Origin of the sequence: Streptomyces sp. MBT53 (genome assembly GCF_016654115.1) — a bacterium.
Classification (GTDB): domain Bacteria; phylum Actinomycetota; class Actinomycetes; order Streptomycetales; family Streptomycetaceae; genus Streptomyces.
In genome coordinates this window covers 14,314-29,863 of sequence record NZ_JAEQAZ010000053.1, presented here as the reverse complement: position 1 = coordinate 29,863, position 15,550 = coordinate 14,314, and the positions used below count along the sequence as shown (strand labels likewise).

13 protein-coding genes are annotated in these 15,550 nt (G+C 71.3%); 8 read left to right on the top strand and 5 right to left on the bottom strand.

The window, feature by feature from the left end; translation table 11 throughout:
• Positions 1-57: 57 nt before the first annotated feature.
• Positions 58-1,611, top strand: coding sequence for a carboxylesterase/lipase family protein (locus JHN45_RS21145; RefSeq protein WP_201050044.1), 1,554 nt, complete (start codon positions 58-60; stop codon positions 1,609-1,611).
• 19 nt (positions 1,612-1,630) lie between these two features.
• Here the strand turns inward: JHN45_RS21145 and JHN45_RS21140 are convergent, their stop codons facing one another.
• The gene (locus JHN45_RS21140; RefSeq protein WP_201050043.1) at positions 1,631-2,098 is read right to left on the bottom strand and encodes a potassium channel family protein; all 468 of its coding nucleotides are present in this window, start codon (positions 2,096-2,098) and stop codon (positions 1,631-1,633) included.
• A gap of 165 nt (positions 2,099-2,263) precedes the next feature.
• Between JHN45_RS21140 and JHN45_RS21135 the strand changes: the two genes are divergently transcribed.
• From JHN45_RS21135 to JHN45_RS21110, 6 genes are all read left to right on the top strand, one after another.
• Positions 2,264-2,611, top strand: coding sequence for a hypothetical protein (locus JHN45_RS21135; protein ID WP_201050042.1), 348 nt, complete (start codon positions 2,264-2,266; stop codon positions 2,609-2,611).
• A 95-nt stretch (positions 2,612-2,706) separates the two neighbouring features.
• The gene (locus JHN45_RS21130) at positions 2,707-3,552 is read left to right on the top strand and encodes a hypothetical protein (protein ID WP_201050041.1); all 846 of its coding nucleotides are present in this window, start codon (positions 2,707-2,709) and stop codon (positions 3,550-3,552) included.
• Between the two features lie 112 nt (positions 3,553-3,664).
• Positions 3,665-4,477, top strand: a complete 813-nt coding sequence (locus JHN45_RS21125; protein ID WP_201050040.1) for an SAM-dependent methyltransferase — start codon at positions 3,665-3,667, stop codon at positions 4,475-4,477.
• Positions 4,478-4,513: 36 nt separating this feature from the next.
• Positions 4,514-5,917, top strand: a complete 1,404-nt coding sequence (locus JHN45_RS21120) for a glutamine synthetase family protein (RefSeq protein ID WP_201050039.1) — start codon at positions 4,514-4,516, stop codon at positions 5,915-5,917.
• Between the two features lie 2 nt (positions 5,918-5,919).
• Entirely contained in the window at positions 5,920-7,059 is a 1,140-nt protein-coding gene (locus JHN45_RS21115; RefSeq protein ID WP_201050038.1) for an amidohydrolase family protein, read from the top strand.
• Positions 7,060-7,074: 15 nt separating this feature from the next.
• A complete protein-coding gene (locus JHN45_RS21110; RefSeq protein WP_200711346.1) occupies positions 7,075-7,611 on the top strand; it encodes an NUDIX hydrolase family protein in 537 nt (178 codons plus the stop codon).
• Positions 7,612-7,630: 19 nt separating this feature from the next.
• Here JHN45_RS21110 and JHN45_RS21105 read toward each other — a convergent pair whose 3' ends face one another.
• The gene (locus JHN45_RS21105) at positions 7,631-7,963 is read right to left on the bottom strand and encodes a DUF2218 domain-containing protein (protein ID WP_200711347.1); all 333 of its coding nucleotides are present in this window, start codon (positions 7,961-7,963) and stop codon (positions 7,631-7,633) included.
• A gap of 137 nt (positions 7,964-8,100) precedes the next feature.
• The gene (locus tag JHN45_RS21100) at positions 8,101-9,876 is read right to left on the bottom strand and encodes a tannase/feruloyl esterase family alpha/beta hydrolase (RefSeq protein ID WP_201050037.1); all 1,776 of its coding nucleotides are present in this window, start codon (positions 9,874-9,876) and stop codon (positions 8,101-8,103) included.
• Between the two features lie 264 nt (positions 9,877-10,140).
• Between JHN45_RS21100 and JHN45_RS21095 the strand changes: the two genes are divergently transcribed.
• Positions 10,141-11,601: an MFS transporter gene (locus JHN45_RS21095; protein ID WP_201050036.1), complete on the top strand. Its 1,461-nt coding sequence runs from the start codon at positions 10,141-10,143 to the stop codon at positions 11,599-11,601.
• 64 nt (positions 11,602-11,665) lie between these two features.
• Here JHN45_RS21095 and JHN45_RS21090 read toward each other — a convergent pair whose 3' ends face one another.
• Positions 11,666-12,277 carry a sarcosine oxidase subunit gamma gene (locus JHN45_RS21090; protein ID WP_200711350.1) on the bottom strand — a complete coding sequence of 204 codons (612 nt, stop codon included), beginning with the start codon at positions 12,275-12,277 and terminating at the stop codon, positions 11,666-11,668.
• Complete coding sequence (locus JHN45_RS21085; RefSeq protein ID WP_201050035.1) at positions 12,270-15,545, bottom strand: sarcosine oxidase subunit delta family protein; 3,276 nt, start codon at positions 15,543-15,545, stop codon at positions 12,270-12,272. The genes JHN45_RS21090 and JHN45_RS21085 overlap by 8 nt, the downstream gene beginning before the upstream one ends.
• Positions 15,546-15,550: the final 5 nt, after the last annotated feature.

The window sequence follows — 15,550 nt, the reverse complement described above, 5'->3', positions numbered from 1 at the left end:
CGGCGACCGCCCTCGGCCTGTCCGCGCACCCTGCCGTCCCCGAGCGAGGAGTCCCCGATGACAACACCCAACTCCCGTGACACAAAGGCCGGTTCGGCCGCCGCACCGGTGGTGCGGCTCGCCGCCGGAGCGGTGCGCGGACGGCTGGAGGACGGGCTCGCGGTCTTCCGCGGCATCCCGTTCGCCGAACCGCCCGTCGGGGACGCCCGCTTCCAGGCACCGCGCCCGGTACGCGGCTGGGACGGCGTGCGCGACGCCCTCGCCTTCGGGCCGCCGCCCCCGCAGGAGTCCGGCATCCAGGGCCGCCGGGGCGTCCTGACGGGACCGATGGGCGACGACTGGCTGACCGTCAACGTGTGGACACCCGCACCCGATCCGGCGGCCCGCCGCCCGGTCATGGTGTGGATCTACGGCGGCGCCTACAAGCTGGGGCACGCGGGCAGCCCCGGCTACGACGCCCAGCACATCGCGCGCGACGGCGATGTCGTGGTCGTGAGCCTCAACTACCGTGTCGGCATCGAGGGGTTCGCACGCATCGAGGGGGCGCCCGCCAACCGGGGGCTGCTCGACCAGGTCGCCGCACTGGAGTGGGTGCGGGAGAACATCACGGCGTTCGGCGGTGATCCGGACCAGGTCACGGTCTTCGGCGAGTCGGCCGGCGCCGGGTCGGTGGCCTCGCTGCTGGTCATGCCGAGCGCGTCCGGACTCTTCCGGCGGGCGATCGCGCAGAGCGTGCCGGACACCTTCTTCTCCGACGCGCTGGCCAGGGACATCGCGTCCGCGATCGCCGCGGAGGCGGGACTGCGCCCCACGGCCGCCGACCTCGCGACCGTGGCACCGCGTCAACTGACCGGCGCGGGCGAGACGTTGACCGACAAGATGCACCAGTACGCGGACCGGTGGGGGTCGGTCGCGCACACGCTGACACCCTTCTCTCCCGTCGTCGACGGGGAGGTGCTGCCCACCACCCCCTGGGAGGGCCTCGCGGCCGGCGCGGCCCGGGACGTGGAGCTGATCCTCGGTCACAACCGGGACGAGACACGCCTGTTCACCGTGCTCGGCGGGCAGTTCGGGAAGATCACCGAGGAGGACGCGGCGGCGAGCCTGCGCCGGTTCGGTCCGGGGCCCGACGCCGAACAGGCCTATCGCGCCGCCTTCCCCGCCGCCTCGCCGGGCGAGCTGGACGAACTCGTCCGCTGCGACCGGGTGTTCCGCATGCCCTGTCTGCATCTGGCCGAGGCGCAGGCCGGCGCGGGCGGTCGCGCGTTCGTCTACGAACTCACCTGGCCGGCCCCGGGGTTGGGCGGTGTACTGGGCGCCTGCCACGGCCTCGACGTCCCGCTGCTGTTCGGCAACTTCACCGCCGACCTGGGAAACCTGCTGTTCGCCGATGTCGAGCCCTCCCCCGAGGCGCTGGCGCTGTCGTCCCGGTTCCGCTCGTCCTGGGCGGAGTTCGCGAGGACGGGCGACCCGGGCTGGCCCGCCTACGACACCGAGCACCGGTCGGTACAGATTCTCGACGCCCACCCCGTGGTCACCGCCTACCCCGAGGAGACCTCACGGCGGCTGTGGGAGGGCTACGCCTTCCGCGCGCTGCCGCTGATCGCGTGACCGAGGGGGAGGCGCACCGTCACGGGTCCTCCCCCTTCCCGGCGACCAACCGCTCCAGCCGGTCGAAGCGTTCGTGCAGGGCGCGGACGGCCTCCTCGCCCAACTCCTGTGCGCCGTGGGCGAGATGGTGGCGGCGGCGCTGTTCGCGGCCGACGAACCAGGTGGCCAGGGCCGCGGTGACCAGGCCGTAGGTGGTGATGCCGACGACCATCACCACCGAGCCGACGACGCGGCCCCACAGGGTGACCGGAAAGAAGTCGCCGTACCCGACCGTCGTCGCCGTCTCGATCGACCACCACAGGGCCCTGGGGTAGGTCGTCAGGTTGGCGCCGCGGGCTCCGTGTTCGGCGGCGACCACGGCCCAGGAGCCGACGAGCATCACCACGCCGAGGACCGCCGTCGCCCCGCCCGCCGCCTTCAGATGGAGGGAGCGGCCCTCCCGGCCGAGCAGCAACTCGACCGCCCTGGTGAGGAATCCGGGCAGCATGGCCACTCCTTCGCGTCACGGTGCCGGGGCCTGGGGCCAGTGTCGGGGCGGGCGGGGACGCGGGCATGCCGGACGGGGCGTTCGAGTTGCCGTACGACCTGTGGCGTTGTGCGCTGGAGGGCCGGGCGGCCCGACCCGTCCGCCCACGAGACGGAGGACCGTGCCATGACGGCGGAACCCCGAGCCGTTCCCGAGACCTTCGCGTTCACCTGTGGTGACTGCGGGCACTCCTGGGAGGCCACCTTCCAGGTCATGTTCTTCACCGACCCGACCGACGTCACCGGCCTGACCACGCAGGAGTACGTCGACGAGGAGGGCCGGGCCATGAGGTCGCCGCTCGCCGACGCGGTCTGCCCGAAGTGCGGCGGGCGCACGGTGCACGTGCTGGCGGCCGGGCTCGCCGAACGGGCGCGCCGCGCGGAACACGAACCCCGACCGCACCACGAGCACCATCTGCATCTGCCGCACCGGCATTCCGGCCCGGCGGAGCCGCCGGCAGACGGCTCACGCTGACATCCGCCTCTCACCCGAACGGCCCCCTGCGCTGGAGGGCCGAGCGGCCCGATGGTGCCCTGAGGAGGACTGCCACTCCCCCTGGAGGCCCCGCCATGCACCGTCGCCCGTCCTCCCGCCCCGTCCGTGTCCTCGCCACAGCCCTGGCGGCGGGCACGCTGCTGACCTGCGCGGCCTGCTCCGGCGGCAGCGGTGGTGCGGGCGGTGACAGCGCCTCGGACGTCGCCGCCTCCCCGCTGGCCGCGCAGTCCCCGCTCGCCTCGCCCCGCACCGGGAAGTCCGCCGCCCCCGCCCTCACCGCGGCGGGAGCCAAGGCCGCGCTGATCACCGAGGCCGACCTGGAGGACAACTGGACCCAGGTCAAGGACGCCGCCACCTGGGGCGACAAGCTCGTCATCGGCAAGGTCGACGTCGGCGCCCTCCTCACCGCGAAGACGAACGCCGCCGACTGCCAGAAACTGCTCGACGCGCTCTACGGCGACGATCTCCTCGGCAAGCCGTCCGGCGCGTCCGCGCTGACCGGGTTCGAGCAGAGCGAGTCCCGGCTGCTGTACCAGGTCGCCGCCTACGACCGCGCCCGGCTCGGCACTTCCCTGAACTGGCTGAAGACGTTGCCGGTGAAGTGCGACCAGTTCACCGCGACCGACTCCAAGGGCGGTCGGCGCACGGTCCAGGTCATCGAGAACGAGGTGCCCGCCGTGGGCGACGCCCGGCAGGGTCTCCAGGTGACCGTCACGAGCACGGGCGCCGCCCAACCCACCACGCTCACCCTGGAGTTGGCCGTCGTCCGGGTCGGCACCGACGCGATCACCGTCACGTCGGGCGGCCTCGGGGGCACGGAGTCCGACACGACCGAGGCCGCCGTGCGACAGGGCACCTCGCATCTGAAGGACGTCCTGGCCGGCAAGACGCCGCCCGCCCAACCAGGCAACCTGGACTGACAGTTGGCCGTCCCCGACGAACATGTGCCCCGTTGTCGCGAACCCTTGGGCCGGGTGATCGCCCGGCGGCACAATGGCGGGGACGGCAGCGCGGGCGACAGGGAGTCAAGACGTGAGTGACAGCGGCACCCCGGCAGAGGGACAGGCCCGGCTCGACACCGGTGTGGCGCACAACGCGCGTGTGTGGAACCACTGGATCGGCGGCACGGACAACTACGAGATCGACCGGCGGGTCGGCGAGCACGTGGCCGGCATGTTCCCGGTGATCCGTGAAGTGGCCCGCGCCGACCGGGACTTCCTCGGCCGGGCGGTGCGGTTCCTGGCCGGTGAGCGCGGGGTACGGCAGTTCCTCGACCTCGGCACCGGACTGCCGAGCGTCGACAACACGCACGAGATCGCCCAGCGCGTCGCACCGGAAGCGCGGATCGTGTACGTCGACAACGACCCGCTGGTGCTGGTCCACGCCCGCAAACTGCTGACGAGCACCCCCGAGGGCGTCACCGACTACATCGAGGCGGATGTGCGCGACCCGGCGTCGATCGTCCAACGGGCCGCGAACACCCTCGACTTCGACCGTCCCGTCGCGGTGATGATGCTGGGCGTCCTGAACTTCGTCCTCGACACCGACGAGGCCCGGGAGGTCGTGCGCGACGTCATGGCCGCGGTCCCGTCAGACAGCTTCCTGGTCCTCACCCACCCCACCTTCGACGCGGATCTCGGCGGCGAGGGCAACGTCCCGGCGATGGAGTTCTGGAACGCGAACGCCACTCCCCCGATCACCGCCCGCGGCCGCGCCGACGTCGCCGCCTTCTTCGAGGGCCTCGACCTCCTCGACCCGGGTCTGGTCCCGTGCTCGCAGTGGCGCCCGGACGCCGACTCCCCGGCCGTGGTACCGCAGTTCGGAGCGGTGGCCGTGAAACCCTGACGGCGCAGCCGACCAGGACGCGACCGTGGAGGACGTATGACCACCCTTGCCGACCCACTGCCCGGCGGACGCCCCGGCGAGGTCGAGCGCGCCACCGCACTGGCCACGGAGCTGACCGGACGGGGGGTGCACGGGATCGTCCTGGCCTACGTCGACACCGCGGGCGTGGGCCGGGTGAAGACGGTCCCGACCGCGAAGCTCGCCTCGGCCGCGGCCTGGGGCGTCGGCATGTCCCCGGTGTTCGACACCTTCCTGGCGAACGACTCCATCGTCACCACCGACGTCCTCGGCTCACCGGACGGCGACCTGCGCCTGTACCCCGACCTCGACCAGCTGGCCGTCCTCTCCGGGCAGCCCGGCTGGGCCTGGGCGCCGGTCGACCGGATCACCCAGGAGGGCGAGCGGCACCCCGGCTGCAGCCGCACGTTCCTGCGCCGGATCGTCACGGACGCGGAGCGGCGGCACGGGGTCACCTTCCGGGCGGGCATCGAGATCGAGTGGGTCCTCGGCCTGGACACCGCACCCGCCGGCGCGTTCGTCCCCGCCACGACGGGTCCGGCGTACAGCGCGACCCGGCAGGTCGAACTGAGCGACTACGGCGCCGAGTTGCTGTCGGCCCTGGCGGCGCAGGGCGTGGACGTGGACCAGTTCCATCCCGAGTACGCGGCCGGCCAGTTCGAGCTGTCGGTGGGCGCGCTCGACCCGGTCGCGGCGGCCGACCGCAGTGTCCTGGTACGCCAGACCGTGCGCGCGGTCTCCCAACGGCACGGCCTGCGCGCCTCGTTCACCCCAGCCGTCCTCGCGCGGGGCGTCGGCAACGGCGGGCACATCCACCTCTCCGCATGGCGCGACGGCACGAACCTGCACACCGGGGGTGAGAGGCGCTACGGCATGACGCCCGAGGCCGAGTCGTTCGCGGCCGGTGTCCTCGCCCACCTCCCGGCCCTCACCGCCGTGACCGCGCCGAGCCCGGCCAGCTACTTCCGCCTCCAACCCTCCCAGTGGGCAGGGGTGTTCACCGCCTGGGGCCGGGAGACCCGAGAGGCCGCGGTGCGTGTCGTCACCGGTACGGCCGGGCTGCGCGCCCAGTCCGCGAACCTGGAGGTGAAGCCGGTCGACCTGGCCGCCAACCCCTATCTCGCCCTCGGCTGCCTGATCACCGCGGGCCTCGACGGCCTCACCTCGTCGACCGCCCTCCCCGAGGAGACCACCGGCGACCCCGCACACCTCGGCGCGCCGGAGGCAACGGCTCGCGGGGTACGGCGACTTCCGACCTCGCTGGCCGAGTCGGTCGCCGAGTTCCGCAAGAACGAGCTGCTGCGGGCCGCACTTGGACCGGTCCTGGCCGACGCTGTGATCGCCGTACGACAGGGCGAGATCGCGGCCGTGGCCGAGCTGGACGACGATCAGATCGCGGCGGCCTACCGCTGGAAGTACTGATCATGGGCACTGGACCGGTCCACGAGGCGCTCGCCGCGCTGGAGTTGGTGGACCACCACTGCCACGGAGTCGTCACCGAGGACTTGGACCGGACGGCTTTCGAGTCGCTGCTCACGGAGGGAGACGTCTGGCCCGGCAGCGGGATCTCACCGTTCGACAGCCCGGTCGGAATCGCCGTACGCCGTTACTGCGCACCCCTGTTGGACCTGGAGCGGCACGCGCCCGTCGACGAATACCTGGCCCGGCGCGCCGAGTTGGGGCCGGGCGAGGTCAACCGGCGCTTCCTCGCCGCGGCCGGGACCGGGGTGTTCTGCGTCGACACGGGATTCGCCCCGCACACCATCACGACGCCCACCGAACTCGCCGGGGTGACCGGCGCGGTCGCCCACGAGGTCGTCCGGCTCGAAACCGTCGCGGAGGGTGTGGCCGCGAGGGGCGTCGAGCCGGACGGGTACGCCGACGCCTTTCGGGCCGCCGCCCTTGACGCGGTGCGGCGGCCGGGGGTGGTGGGGGTGAAGTCGGTGGCCGCGTACCGGACCGGGTTCGATCTCGACCCGGCCCGGCCCTCGGACGCGGAGGTGACCCGGGCGGCCCGCGCCTGGCTGGCCCGCGGCGGACGCCTCGAACACCCGGTGCTGATGCGGGAGTTGCTGTGGACCGCGGTCGACCTGGGCCTCCCCCTCCAGCTCCACACGGGCTTCGGCGACAACGACATCCGGCTGCACCGCACGGACCCCGCCCTTCTCACGGACTGGCTGCACCTGACCGCCGGCACCATCCCGGTGCTGCTCCTGCACTGCTGGCCGTACCAGCGCCAGGCCGGTTACCTGGCGGCCGTCTTCGAGCGGGTGTACCTGGATGTCGGGCTCACCCTGCATCATGTAGGTCCGCTCCGGGCTCGGGCGGTACTGGACGAGGCGCTGGAGGTCACACCCTTCCGCAAACTGCTGTACAGCTCCGACGCCTATGGTCTGGCCGAGTTCTACGGGCTCGGTGCGCTGGCGTTCCGCCGGGGTCTGGGGGATCTCCTCCAGGACCGGGTGGACGCCGACGAACTGGGCCTGCCCGACGCGCTGCGACTGGCGCGCTGGGCCGGAGCGGACAACGCCCGCCGGGTCTACCGGCTATCCGACGGACACTGAAAGTATGATCAAGCAATGTCTGACATGACCGATACCACGCCCGGTTGGCTGTCCGCCGACGACCTCGAACAGGCACGCGCCCGCATGCCGATCCTGTACGTCGAGGCGGTGCCCGTCCGCGTCGACGACAGCGGCGAGGTGACCAGCATCGGCCTGCTGCTGCGCATCGGCCCCGACGGCACCGTCAACCGCACCCTCGTCTCCGGCCGCGTGCTGCACCACGAGCGGGTCCGCGACGCGCTGCTGCGCCACCTGGAGAAGGACCTCGGCCCGGTCGCGCTGCCCCGCATCCCGGCCTCGCTGCAGCCGTTCACGGTCGCCGAGTACTTCCCCACGCACGGGGTCACCCCGTACCACGACCCCCGGCAGCACGCGGTGTCCCTCGCCTACGTCGTACCGGTCACCGGTGACTGCCGCCCCCGCCAGGACGCCCTCGACCTCGTGTGGTTCAGCCCGGAGGAGGCCGCCTCGGAGGCGCTGCGCAGCGAGATGCCGGGCGGGCACGGGGTGTTGCTCAAGCAGGCGCTGGCGCACGTGGGCTGCGTGTCCTGACCTGGACCGTCACCGTGGCTCAGGCAGTGTCGCCCGGGCTGCGCTGACTGCTGCCGGGCTCGCCGTTGTCGCGCCGCCACTCGACGACCAACTCGTCCTTGGTGCCGAAGCGGACCAGATGCCGGCCCACCACGTCTTCCAGCCGATCGAGGAACTCGGGCTCCGCCTCCACCGCGAGCAGCAACGCCCCCTCGGTGGCGGTCAGCGATCCTGTGCCGTCCTGGAAGACGAGACGACCCTCCCCGGTCTCCTCGTCCCAACTGGTCTCGCTGCGGCGGCCCAGGTGGGAGGCGAGTTGTTTGGCGTAGCGCTGCGGTCGGTCGGTGACGACGCGGGCTTCCGATCGGGACATGACGGCTCCAGGGTGACGGGGGTGCACAACGACTCGATGGTGCCGGAGAGTCGGGCCCACCGCACGGACACGACACCCGGCACGATCCGAAACGTATGGATGCCGTGCCGGTCGCCTTCCCCGGCTTTCGCCGTACGTCAGCTCTTGCCCTTGGTGACCACCCACTTGCGGCCCACCCAGTTGCCGACCGTCTCGTAGCCGGAGCGGAAGGAGCCGAGCCAGTTGAGCCTGAGGCCGGCCTCGGCGGTGGACTTGACCGGGGTGTAGCTGCTCGCGTCGGTGTCCGGACCGCCCGTGGTGTTCTTCGCGTAGTACGGGAACGGATAGACCGGGCGGGAGGCGGTGGTGGTGCCGCTGCTGTCCACCGACTTGGTGGTCAGGCTCGCCGGGGCGTCGCCCTTGGTGACCCACTCGGTGATCGCGGTCAGCGCGTCGAAGGTGTTCGGGCCCTGGCCGCCGCCGCAGTGCGCGACGCCGGGGAGCAGGAACAGCCGGGCGAAGCTCTGGGTGGCCGCCTCACTCCCGATGACCTTCTCAACCGCCTTGTAGTAGGCCATCGTTCCCACGGCCGGGATGTGCTGGTCGCCCAGACCGTGCCAGAGGACGATCTTGCCGCCGGCCTTCTTGAACGCGGTGAGGTCGGGGTCGGTGGCGTCGTACATGCCCTCGTTGGGCCGCATCACCTTGGCGTAGTAGGCGGCCGTGAACTTGATGTCCTTGTAGGTCAGGGCCGGTTGGGGGCTGTCGAAGATCTGGTAGCGCAGGGTCTCCCGGACGAAACCGATGTCGCCGCTGGCGCCGGTCGCGGTGGCCGGGGTGATGATGCCGGCCCAGTTCAGCTCGGAGCCGCGCAACTGGTAGCCCGGGTACAGGAGTTCGCCGTGCTCGTCGGTCGGGCCCGCGTAGATGCGGCGCAGGGTGGTGACCTGGTCGGCGGTCAGGCAGTAGTCGTCGGACGTCGAGGTCTGACCGGCCGCGCACTTGATGGTGCCGGGGTCCCAGGTGCAGGTGAGCGGGTCGGCGATGATGCCGTCGGCCGGGGCGTCGCAGCCCTTGAGGACGGCCTTGTGGAGGTCGGCGAGGTCGGCGTTGGTGATCGTCGCCGGGCCTCCATTGAGGTACACCGACTGGGCGGTCCAGGCGTGCGAGAAGGTGTTCAGGGCGGTGAAGTTGTTGGCCGGGGCGCCGGCGATGATGCCGTCGAAGTCGGTCGGGTAGCGCTGCGCCTCGGTGAGGCCCTGATGGCCGCCCTGGGAGCAACCGTCGAAGTAGGAGTGGGTGGCCGCTTGGCCGTAGTACTGCTTGATGATCGCCTTGGCCGCCTGGACCAGTTCGTGGTCGGACTTGTAGCCGAAGTCGGCGCTCAGGGTGGGGTCGGTGGAGAAGAGGCCGCCGCCCTGGTAGTGGCCCTCGTCGCTGGAGGCGACGGCGAAGGCGCCGGCGGTCAGCGGGACGCAGCCGGTCGAGGCGGGGGCGCTGGTCACGTTGGTGCTGCCGCACAGGCCGCCGCAGCCGAGCTGGAGGTAGTTGGCCTGCCAGCCGGTCTCGGGGAGCTTGATCTCGAAGTGGATCTGCGGGGCTATCACGCCCTTGACGTCACAAGCCGCCCAGGCGCCAAGGGTGTTGGCGCTCGCGGCGAGTTCGGTGGCCGAGCTGATCTCGAAGGGCACACCGGGGACGGCGGCGGCCAGGTCGAGTTGGGTGACGCCGGAGCAGGACATGGCCGGTGCGATGCCCGAGGTCGTGGTGGCCGCCGAAACGGCCTTCGCCGAGGCCGAGTTGGCGGCCTGCGCACCGCCGACGGCGCTGTTGGCCAGCACCAGGCTCGCCCCGATCACCAGGGCGACGGCTGCCGCGAGGGTGGCCAGGAAGGTCGCCGAGTTCCACCGACACCTTCTGAACAGCTTGGGCATGCTGAGTACTCCGTTCGCTCGCCGGACCGGGGTCGTGCAGGCACGGCGAGGAACGTAGCTGTCCGGTAATCCACAGGCAATAGCGTCGACTCTATTGTTGACGATTTCGTCGAAGGCTTGGCGCGATACCACTGACCAGGGCCGGAGCCGACGCCCGCCGCAACATCAGTTTTCTTTCTGCGCAACTTATTGATTGTACCGACCGTTAGGTCTAATTTATCGGCTCACTGGACCTTCGCTCCGCTCACTTACGGAAGGCCGCCGATGTCCTCCCAGACCCAGATCAGTCCCCCGCAGGACGACGAAACACCACCCTCCACCGCACGCAATGCCCTCGTGGTCATCGCGCTCGTGTGGACCGTTCAACTCGTCGCGCTCATGGCCGCGTTGTCCGGCATCGCACAGGCCGACGTCGCGATCCACTTCAGAACCACGGAGATCGCGTGGTTCACCCTGATGACCCTGTTGACCGGAACGTTCTTCCTGCCGTTCGTGGTCAAGGCAGCGGCCATCTTCGGCAAGAAGCGCGTCCTGCTCGTCGCCATCGGGCTCGGCCTGGTCGGTGACCTGCTCTCCGCAGTCGCCACCGACTACCGCACCCTGTTGATCGGCCGCGGCATCGCGGGCATCTACACCGCCAGCGCGCCGCTCGCCTACGCCATCACCCGCGACGTGTTCCCCCGCAAGTGGGTCGGCGTCGCCAGCGGCATACTGGCCGGCGGTGTCGGACTCGTCGCCTTCGGTGGACCGTTCCTGTCCGGCTGGCTGCTGGACGATTACGGCTTCCGCGGCGTCCTGTGGTTCATGGCCATCAGCACCGCCGTGAGCTTCCTGCTGGTGGGCGCCTTCGTGCCGGAGAGCCCGGTCCGCGCGGCGGCCGGCCGGATGGACTGGGTCGGCGGAATCCTCCTCGGCGGCGGGGTCACGGCGATCGTCTACGCCGTCGGCCAGGGCTCGCACTGGGGCTGGGGCAGCGGCAAGTTCATCGGCTACGTCATCGGAGCCGCCGTCGCGCTGGTCGTCTTCGTCTTCGTGGAGCGCCGGGTCGCCGAACCCCTGTTCCCCCTCTCCATGACCCGGCGTCGCCCCGTGTGGACCGTTCTGCTGGCCACGTCCATCGCGGCCGGCTCGCTCAGCGCCGTCGGCGTGGTGATCCAGCTCCTGATCCTGATGCCCGACATCCCCACCGTCTCGGCGGGCCTCGGCTGGTCGGGAACCCACAACGCCATCGTGACCAGCCCCATCAGCGCCATGATCATCATCGGGGCCGTGGCCACCGGTTTCCTCGCCCGCCGGCTGGACGCACGCATCCTCCTGGGCACCGGCGCCTCACTCGCGGTCCTCGGCTACGGCATCGGCACCCATCTGCACCACAGTGCCCCGCAGATCATCGAGATGGGCGTGATCGCGGGGCTGGGTACGGGCATCACCATGGCGATCGTGCCCATCATGATCATCGAGGTGGTCACACCCGAGGAACAGGCGCTGGCCAACGGGGTCCAGAACCTCGGCCAGGGCGTCGCCCAGATCGTCGTCTCCCAGCTGGCCTTCGTCGTGATGGCGCAGCACGGGGCGGTCCTCAAGGGCACCCAGTTCTACCTCGACGCCGGGTTCACCAACGGGCTCTGGCTGGTGGTCGGTTGCGTCGCCGTGGGCGCGGTGCTCGTCGCCCTGATCCCCAGGAGCAAGCGCCTCGACGAGGTGGAGGTCGGCCAGGCGGCCTGAAGTCGGCATGCCGCGAAGGCCGTTCTCCCGGCGACGGGCGAACGGCCTTCGGCGTACGGTCTGTTCAGTCGCCCCGCATGTACTCGGCCGCCGCGTCCAGCAGCCAGTCCGTCAGATACCCGGCGAAGGACGAACGCACCAACACCCAGAAACCGGCCCCGGGTTCGTCCCGGGCGACCAGCACGACCTGGGTACGGGCCACGGTGGTCTGAGCACAGCGCCCGGCGCCGAAGGCGCGCGGGTGCAGGTCCAGCGGGCAGCCGTGGGCGAGCAGATCGCGGGCCCGGGCACCGGAGACGAGCAGGGTGGTGCGCTGGGCGGACACATCGGTGACGGACACATGCTCGTCACCGCTCGCCGCCCGGATCCGGTCCTCCACATCCCGCTGCGTGTCCGGCGGCCCCACCACCAGCCACTCGTCCGGACCGAGCCACAGCACCCTCAACTCCCCTGCCCGCACGACCGTGTTGGGCTCCAGGGGCAGGGACAGACCGAGCGCGAGTCCTACGGCGTCCGCCGCCGCGCCCTTCGCGTCGAGCCGGACGTTCACCTGGGCCAGGAAGGGCAGTTCGGCCAGCCGGACCGTGCCGCCGGAGGAGCGGGTCGCGGCGGCCAACCGGCCCGCGGCACCCGCGAGGGGGCTGCGGCGCGGCACGGAGAGGACGGTGTCAGCCATCGCGGCGGGCTCCTTCGGGGTCGTAGAGGACGGGGCTCGCGACGGTGACCGGGATCAACTCGTCGCCCACGGGGGCGTAGAGACGTTCGCCGATGCGGTCCCGGCCGCCCTTGATCAGGGCGAGGGCGAAGGTGCGGCCGAGGGCGGCGCTGCGGTAGCTGGAGGTGACATGGCCGAGCATCGGGACGGGCGGGGCCGGGAGCACGCTGTCGGCGATGAGTTGGGTGCCCTCGGGGAGGAAGGCGGCGGGGTCGTCCGGGAGCAGGCCGACCAGGTGTTTGCGGTCGGGGCGGACGGCGTCGGCGCGGGCGTAGGAGCGCTTGCCGATGAAGTCGGGCTTCTTCTTCGACACCGCCCAACTCATGCCGAGATCCTGGGGAGTCACGGTGCCGTCGGTGTCCTGGCCGATGATCGGGTAGCCCTTCTCGGCGCGCAGGACGTGCATGGTCTCGGTGCCGTAGGGCGTGATGCCGAAGGGGGCGCCGGCCTCGTAGAGCGCCTCCCACAAGGCGAGGGCCTCCCACGGTGACACGTTGATCTCGTAGGCGAGTTCGCCGGAGAAGCTGATCCGGCACACCCTGGCCTCGATGCCGGCGACGGTGGTGTCCCGCCAGGCCATGAACGGGAAGTCGTCGTTGCCGACGGCCAGTTGGGGCGCGAGCGAGCCGAGCACCTCTCGGGAGCGGGGGCCGACCAGGGCGACGGTGGCCCACTGTTCGGTCACCGAGGCGCAGTGGACGCGGAGTTCGGGCCACTCGGTCTGGTGCCACTCCTCCATCCAGTCGAGTACGGCGGCGGCGTTGCCCGTGGTCGTGGTGACCAGGTAGCGGTCCGGGGCGAGGCGGATGGCCGTACCGTCGTCGAAGACCATGCCGTCCGGGCGGCACATGACGCCGTAACGGATCATGCCGACCTTCAAGTTGCTCATCATGTTGGTGTAGAGGCGGTCGAGGAAGACGGGGGCGTCCGGGCCCTGTACGTCGATCTTGCCTAGGGTGGAGCCGTCCATGAAGGCGACGCCCTCGCGGGCCGCCGCGCACTCGCGCAGGACCGCGGTCTCCATGTCCTCGCCGTCCCGCGGGTAGTACCAAGGGCGTTTCCACTGGCCGACGTTCTCGAACAGGGCGCCCTGCATGACGTGCCAGTCGTGCAGCGCGGTCGTACGGATCGGGTCGTGCAGTGCGCCCCGGTCGCGGCCGGCGAGGGTGGCGAAGGAGACGGGGGTGTAGGGCGGGCGGAAGGTGGTGGTGCCGAGCGACGACACGTCCACACCTAGGAGTTCGGCGACCACTCCGCTGGCCAGGATGCCGGAGGTCTTGCCCTGGTCGTTGGCCGTGCCTGCCGTCGTGTAGCGCTTGGTGTGTTCGACCGCGTTGAGGCCGGCGGAGGTGGCGCGGGTCAAGTCGGCGACGGTGACGTCCCGTTGGAGGTCCACGAAGCGGGGGGCGTCGGTGGTGGAGGGGACGAGGAAGACCTGCATGGCGGGGGTGGTGGCGGGTTCGGTGGGCAGCTGGGGCAGGTTCGGTGCCTCGGCGGTGTAGCCCTCGGCCTCGATCGCGCGGGCGCCTGCGGCTGCGCCCTGAGCGAGGGTTTCGGCCAGGTCCAGCGTTCCGTTCGCGCTGCCCGCGACCTCGACCGCCTGGCGGCAGGTGTCGGGGACGAAGGAGCCGAGGGTGTCGTCGTAGCGGAGCTTGCCGCCGGCCTGGCTGAAGAGGTGGGCGACCGGGTTCCAGCCGCCGGAGACCAGGAGGAGGTCGGTCGCGAAGTGCCGTGTCGTGCCGGTCGTTTCGCCGTACGGGGCGACGGTCACGGCGGTGAGTCGCGGGGTGCCCTCGGTGCTGCCCTCGGTGGCGACGACCGCGTGGCCGGTGAGCACTTCGATGCCGGCTTCTCGGGCTCGGCCTGCCCACTCCGTCGGCTCGTTCTCGGACGGGCGGGTGTCCACGATCGCCGCGATGTTGACTCCGGCGCTCGCGAGGTCCAACGCGGCTGCGTACGCACTGTCGTTGGTGGTGAAGACGACGGCCTGGCGGCCGGGCAGGACGCCGTGGCGGTTGACGTAGGCGCGGGCCGAGGCGGCGAGCATCACGCCGGGGCGGTCGTTGTCCGCGAAGGCGAGGGAGCGTTCGTGGGCGCCCGTTGCGAGGACTACTCGGCGGGCTCGGATGCGCCAGACGCGTTCGCGGGAGACGTGGGTGGGGGCTGCTGCGCCGAGGTGGTTCGTGCGGCGTTCTACGGCGAGGAGGTGGTTGTCGTCGTAGTGGCCGAAGACGGTGGTGCGGGGTAGCACGCGTACCTCGGGGATGGTGGTGAGTTCCTCGCTCAACTCAGCCACCCAGTCGAGGAGTTGGGCCGAGTCGAGGAGGCTGCCGCCCAGTTCGGGACGGTCGTCGGCCAGGATGACTCGGGCTCCGCTGCGGGCCGCGGCTGCGGCTGCCGCGAGACCGGCGGGGCCTGCGCCGACCACGAGCAGGTCGCAGTGGGTGTGGACGGCGTCGTAGCGGGCGGGGTCCGGCTCCGTGGCGAGGCGGCCCTGGCCCGGGAGGCTGGTCGCCACCAGGCCGTCGTACAGCTCGATGGTCGTGGCCGGGAGCATCGGCTCGGGGAACGGGGCCTCGATCTGGATCACCGCGTTGGGTTCTTCGACGCCGGCGGTGAAGATGCCTCGGGGGCGGCCGAGTTTGATGCTGGTGCCGGTTTGGATGACGCCGTTGGCGAGGAGGGCGGAGGCGAGGGTGTCGCCCTTGTAGCCCGTGTATTCGGTGCCGTCGAAGGTGAAGGTGAGGGGGATGTTTCGGTGGATTCGGCCTCGGGTGGGGTGGCGGAACGGATGACCCGCGGCGGAGCCGCCGATGGATGCAGCGCCCCCGCCGCCCCTACCCGTCCCGTCCTCCAGGGGCTCTGCCCCTTCGACCCCGTTCCCAGGGGGCTCTGCCCCCTGGACCCCCGTCGGCCCTGAAGGGGCCTCGTCCTCAAACGCCGGACGGGCTGAATCCTCAGCCGGTCGCTCCTCCCCCGCCCTGTACACCCTCAAGATCTCGTTCGTCGATGTGTCCCGTACCGCGTTGAACCAGCGGCGACAGCCTGCCGCGTGGCTCCAGCGTTCCGCGAAGGGGCCCTTGGGGTTGGCGCGGAAGAAGAGGTAGCGGGCCCATTCCTCGTCGGTCAGGTCGGCCGGGGTCTCCGGGTAGGCCACGTGGGCCTGGCCGCCGTAGTGGAACTCGGCCTCGTCGCGGGGCCCGCACCAGGGGCAGGGGATCAGCAGCATCGTTG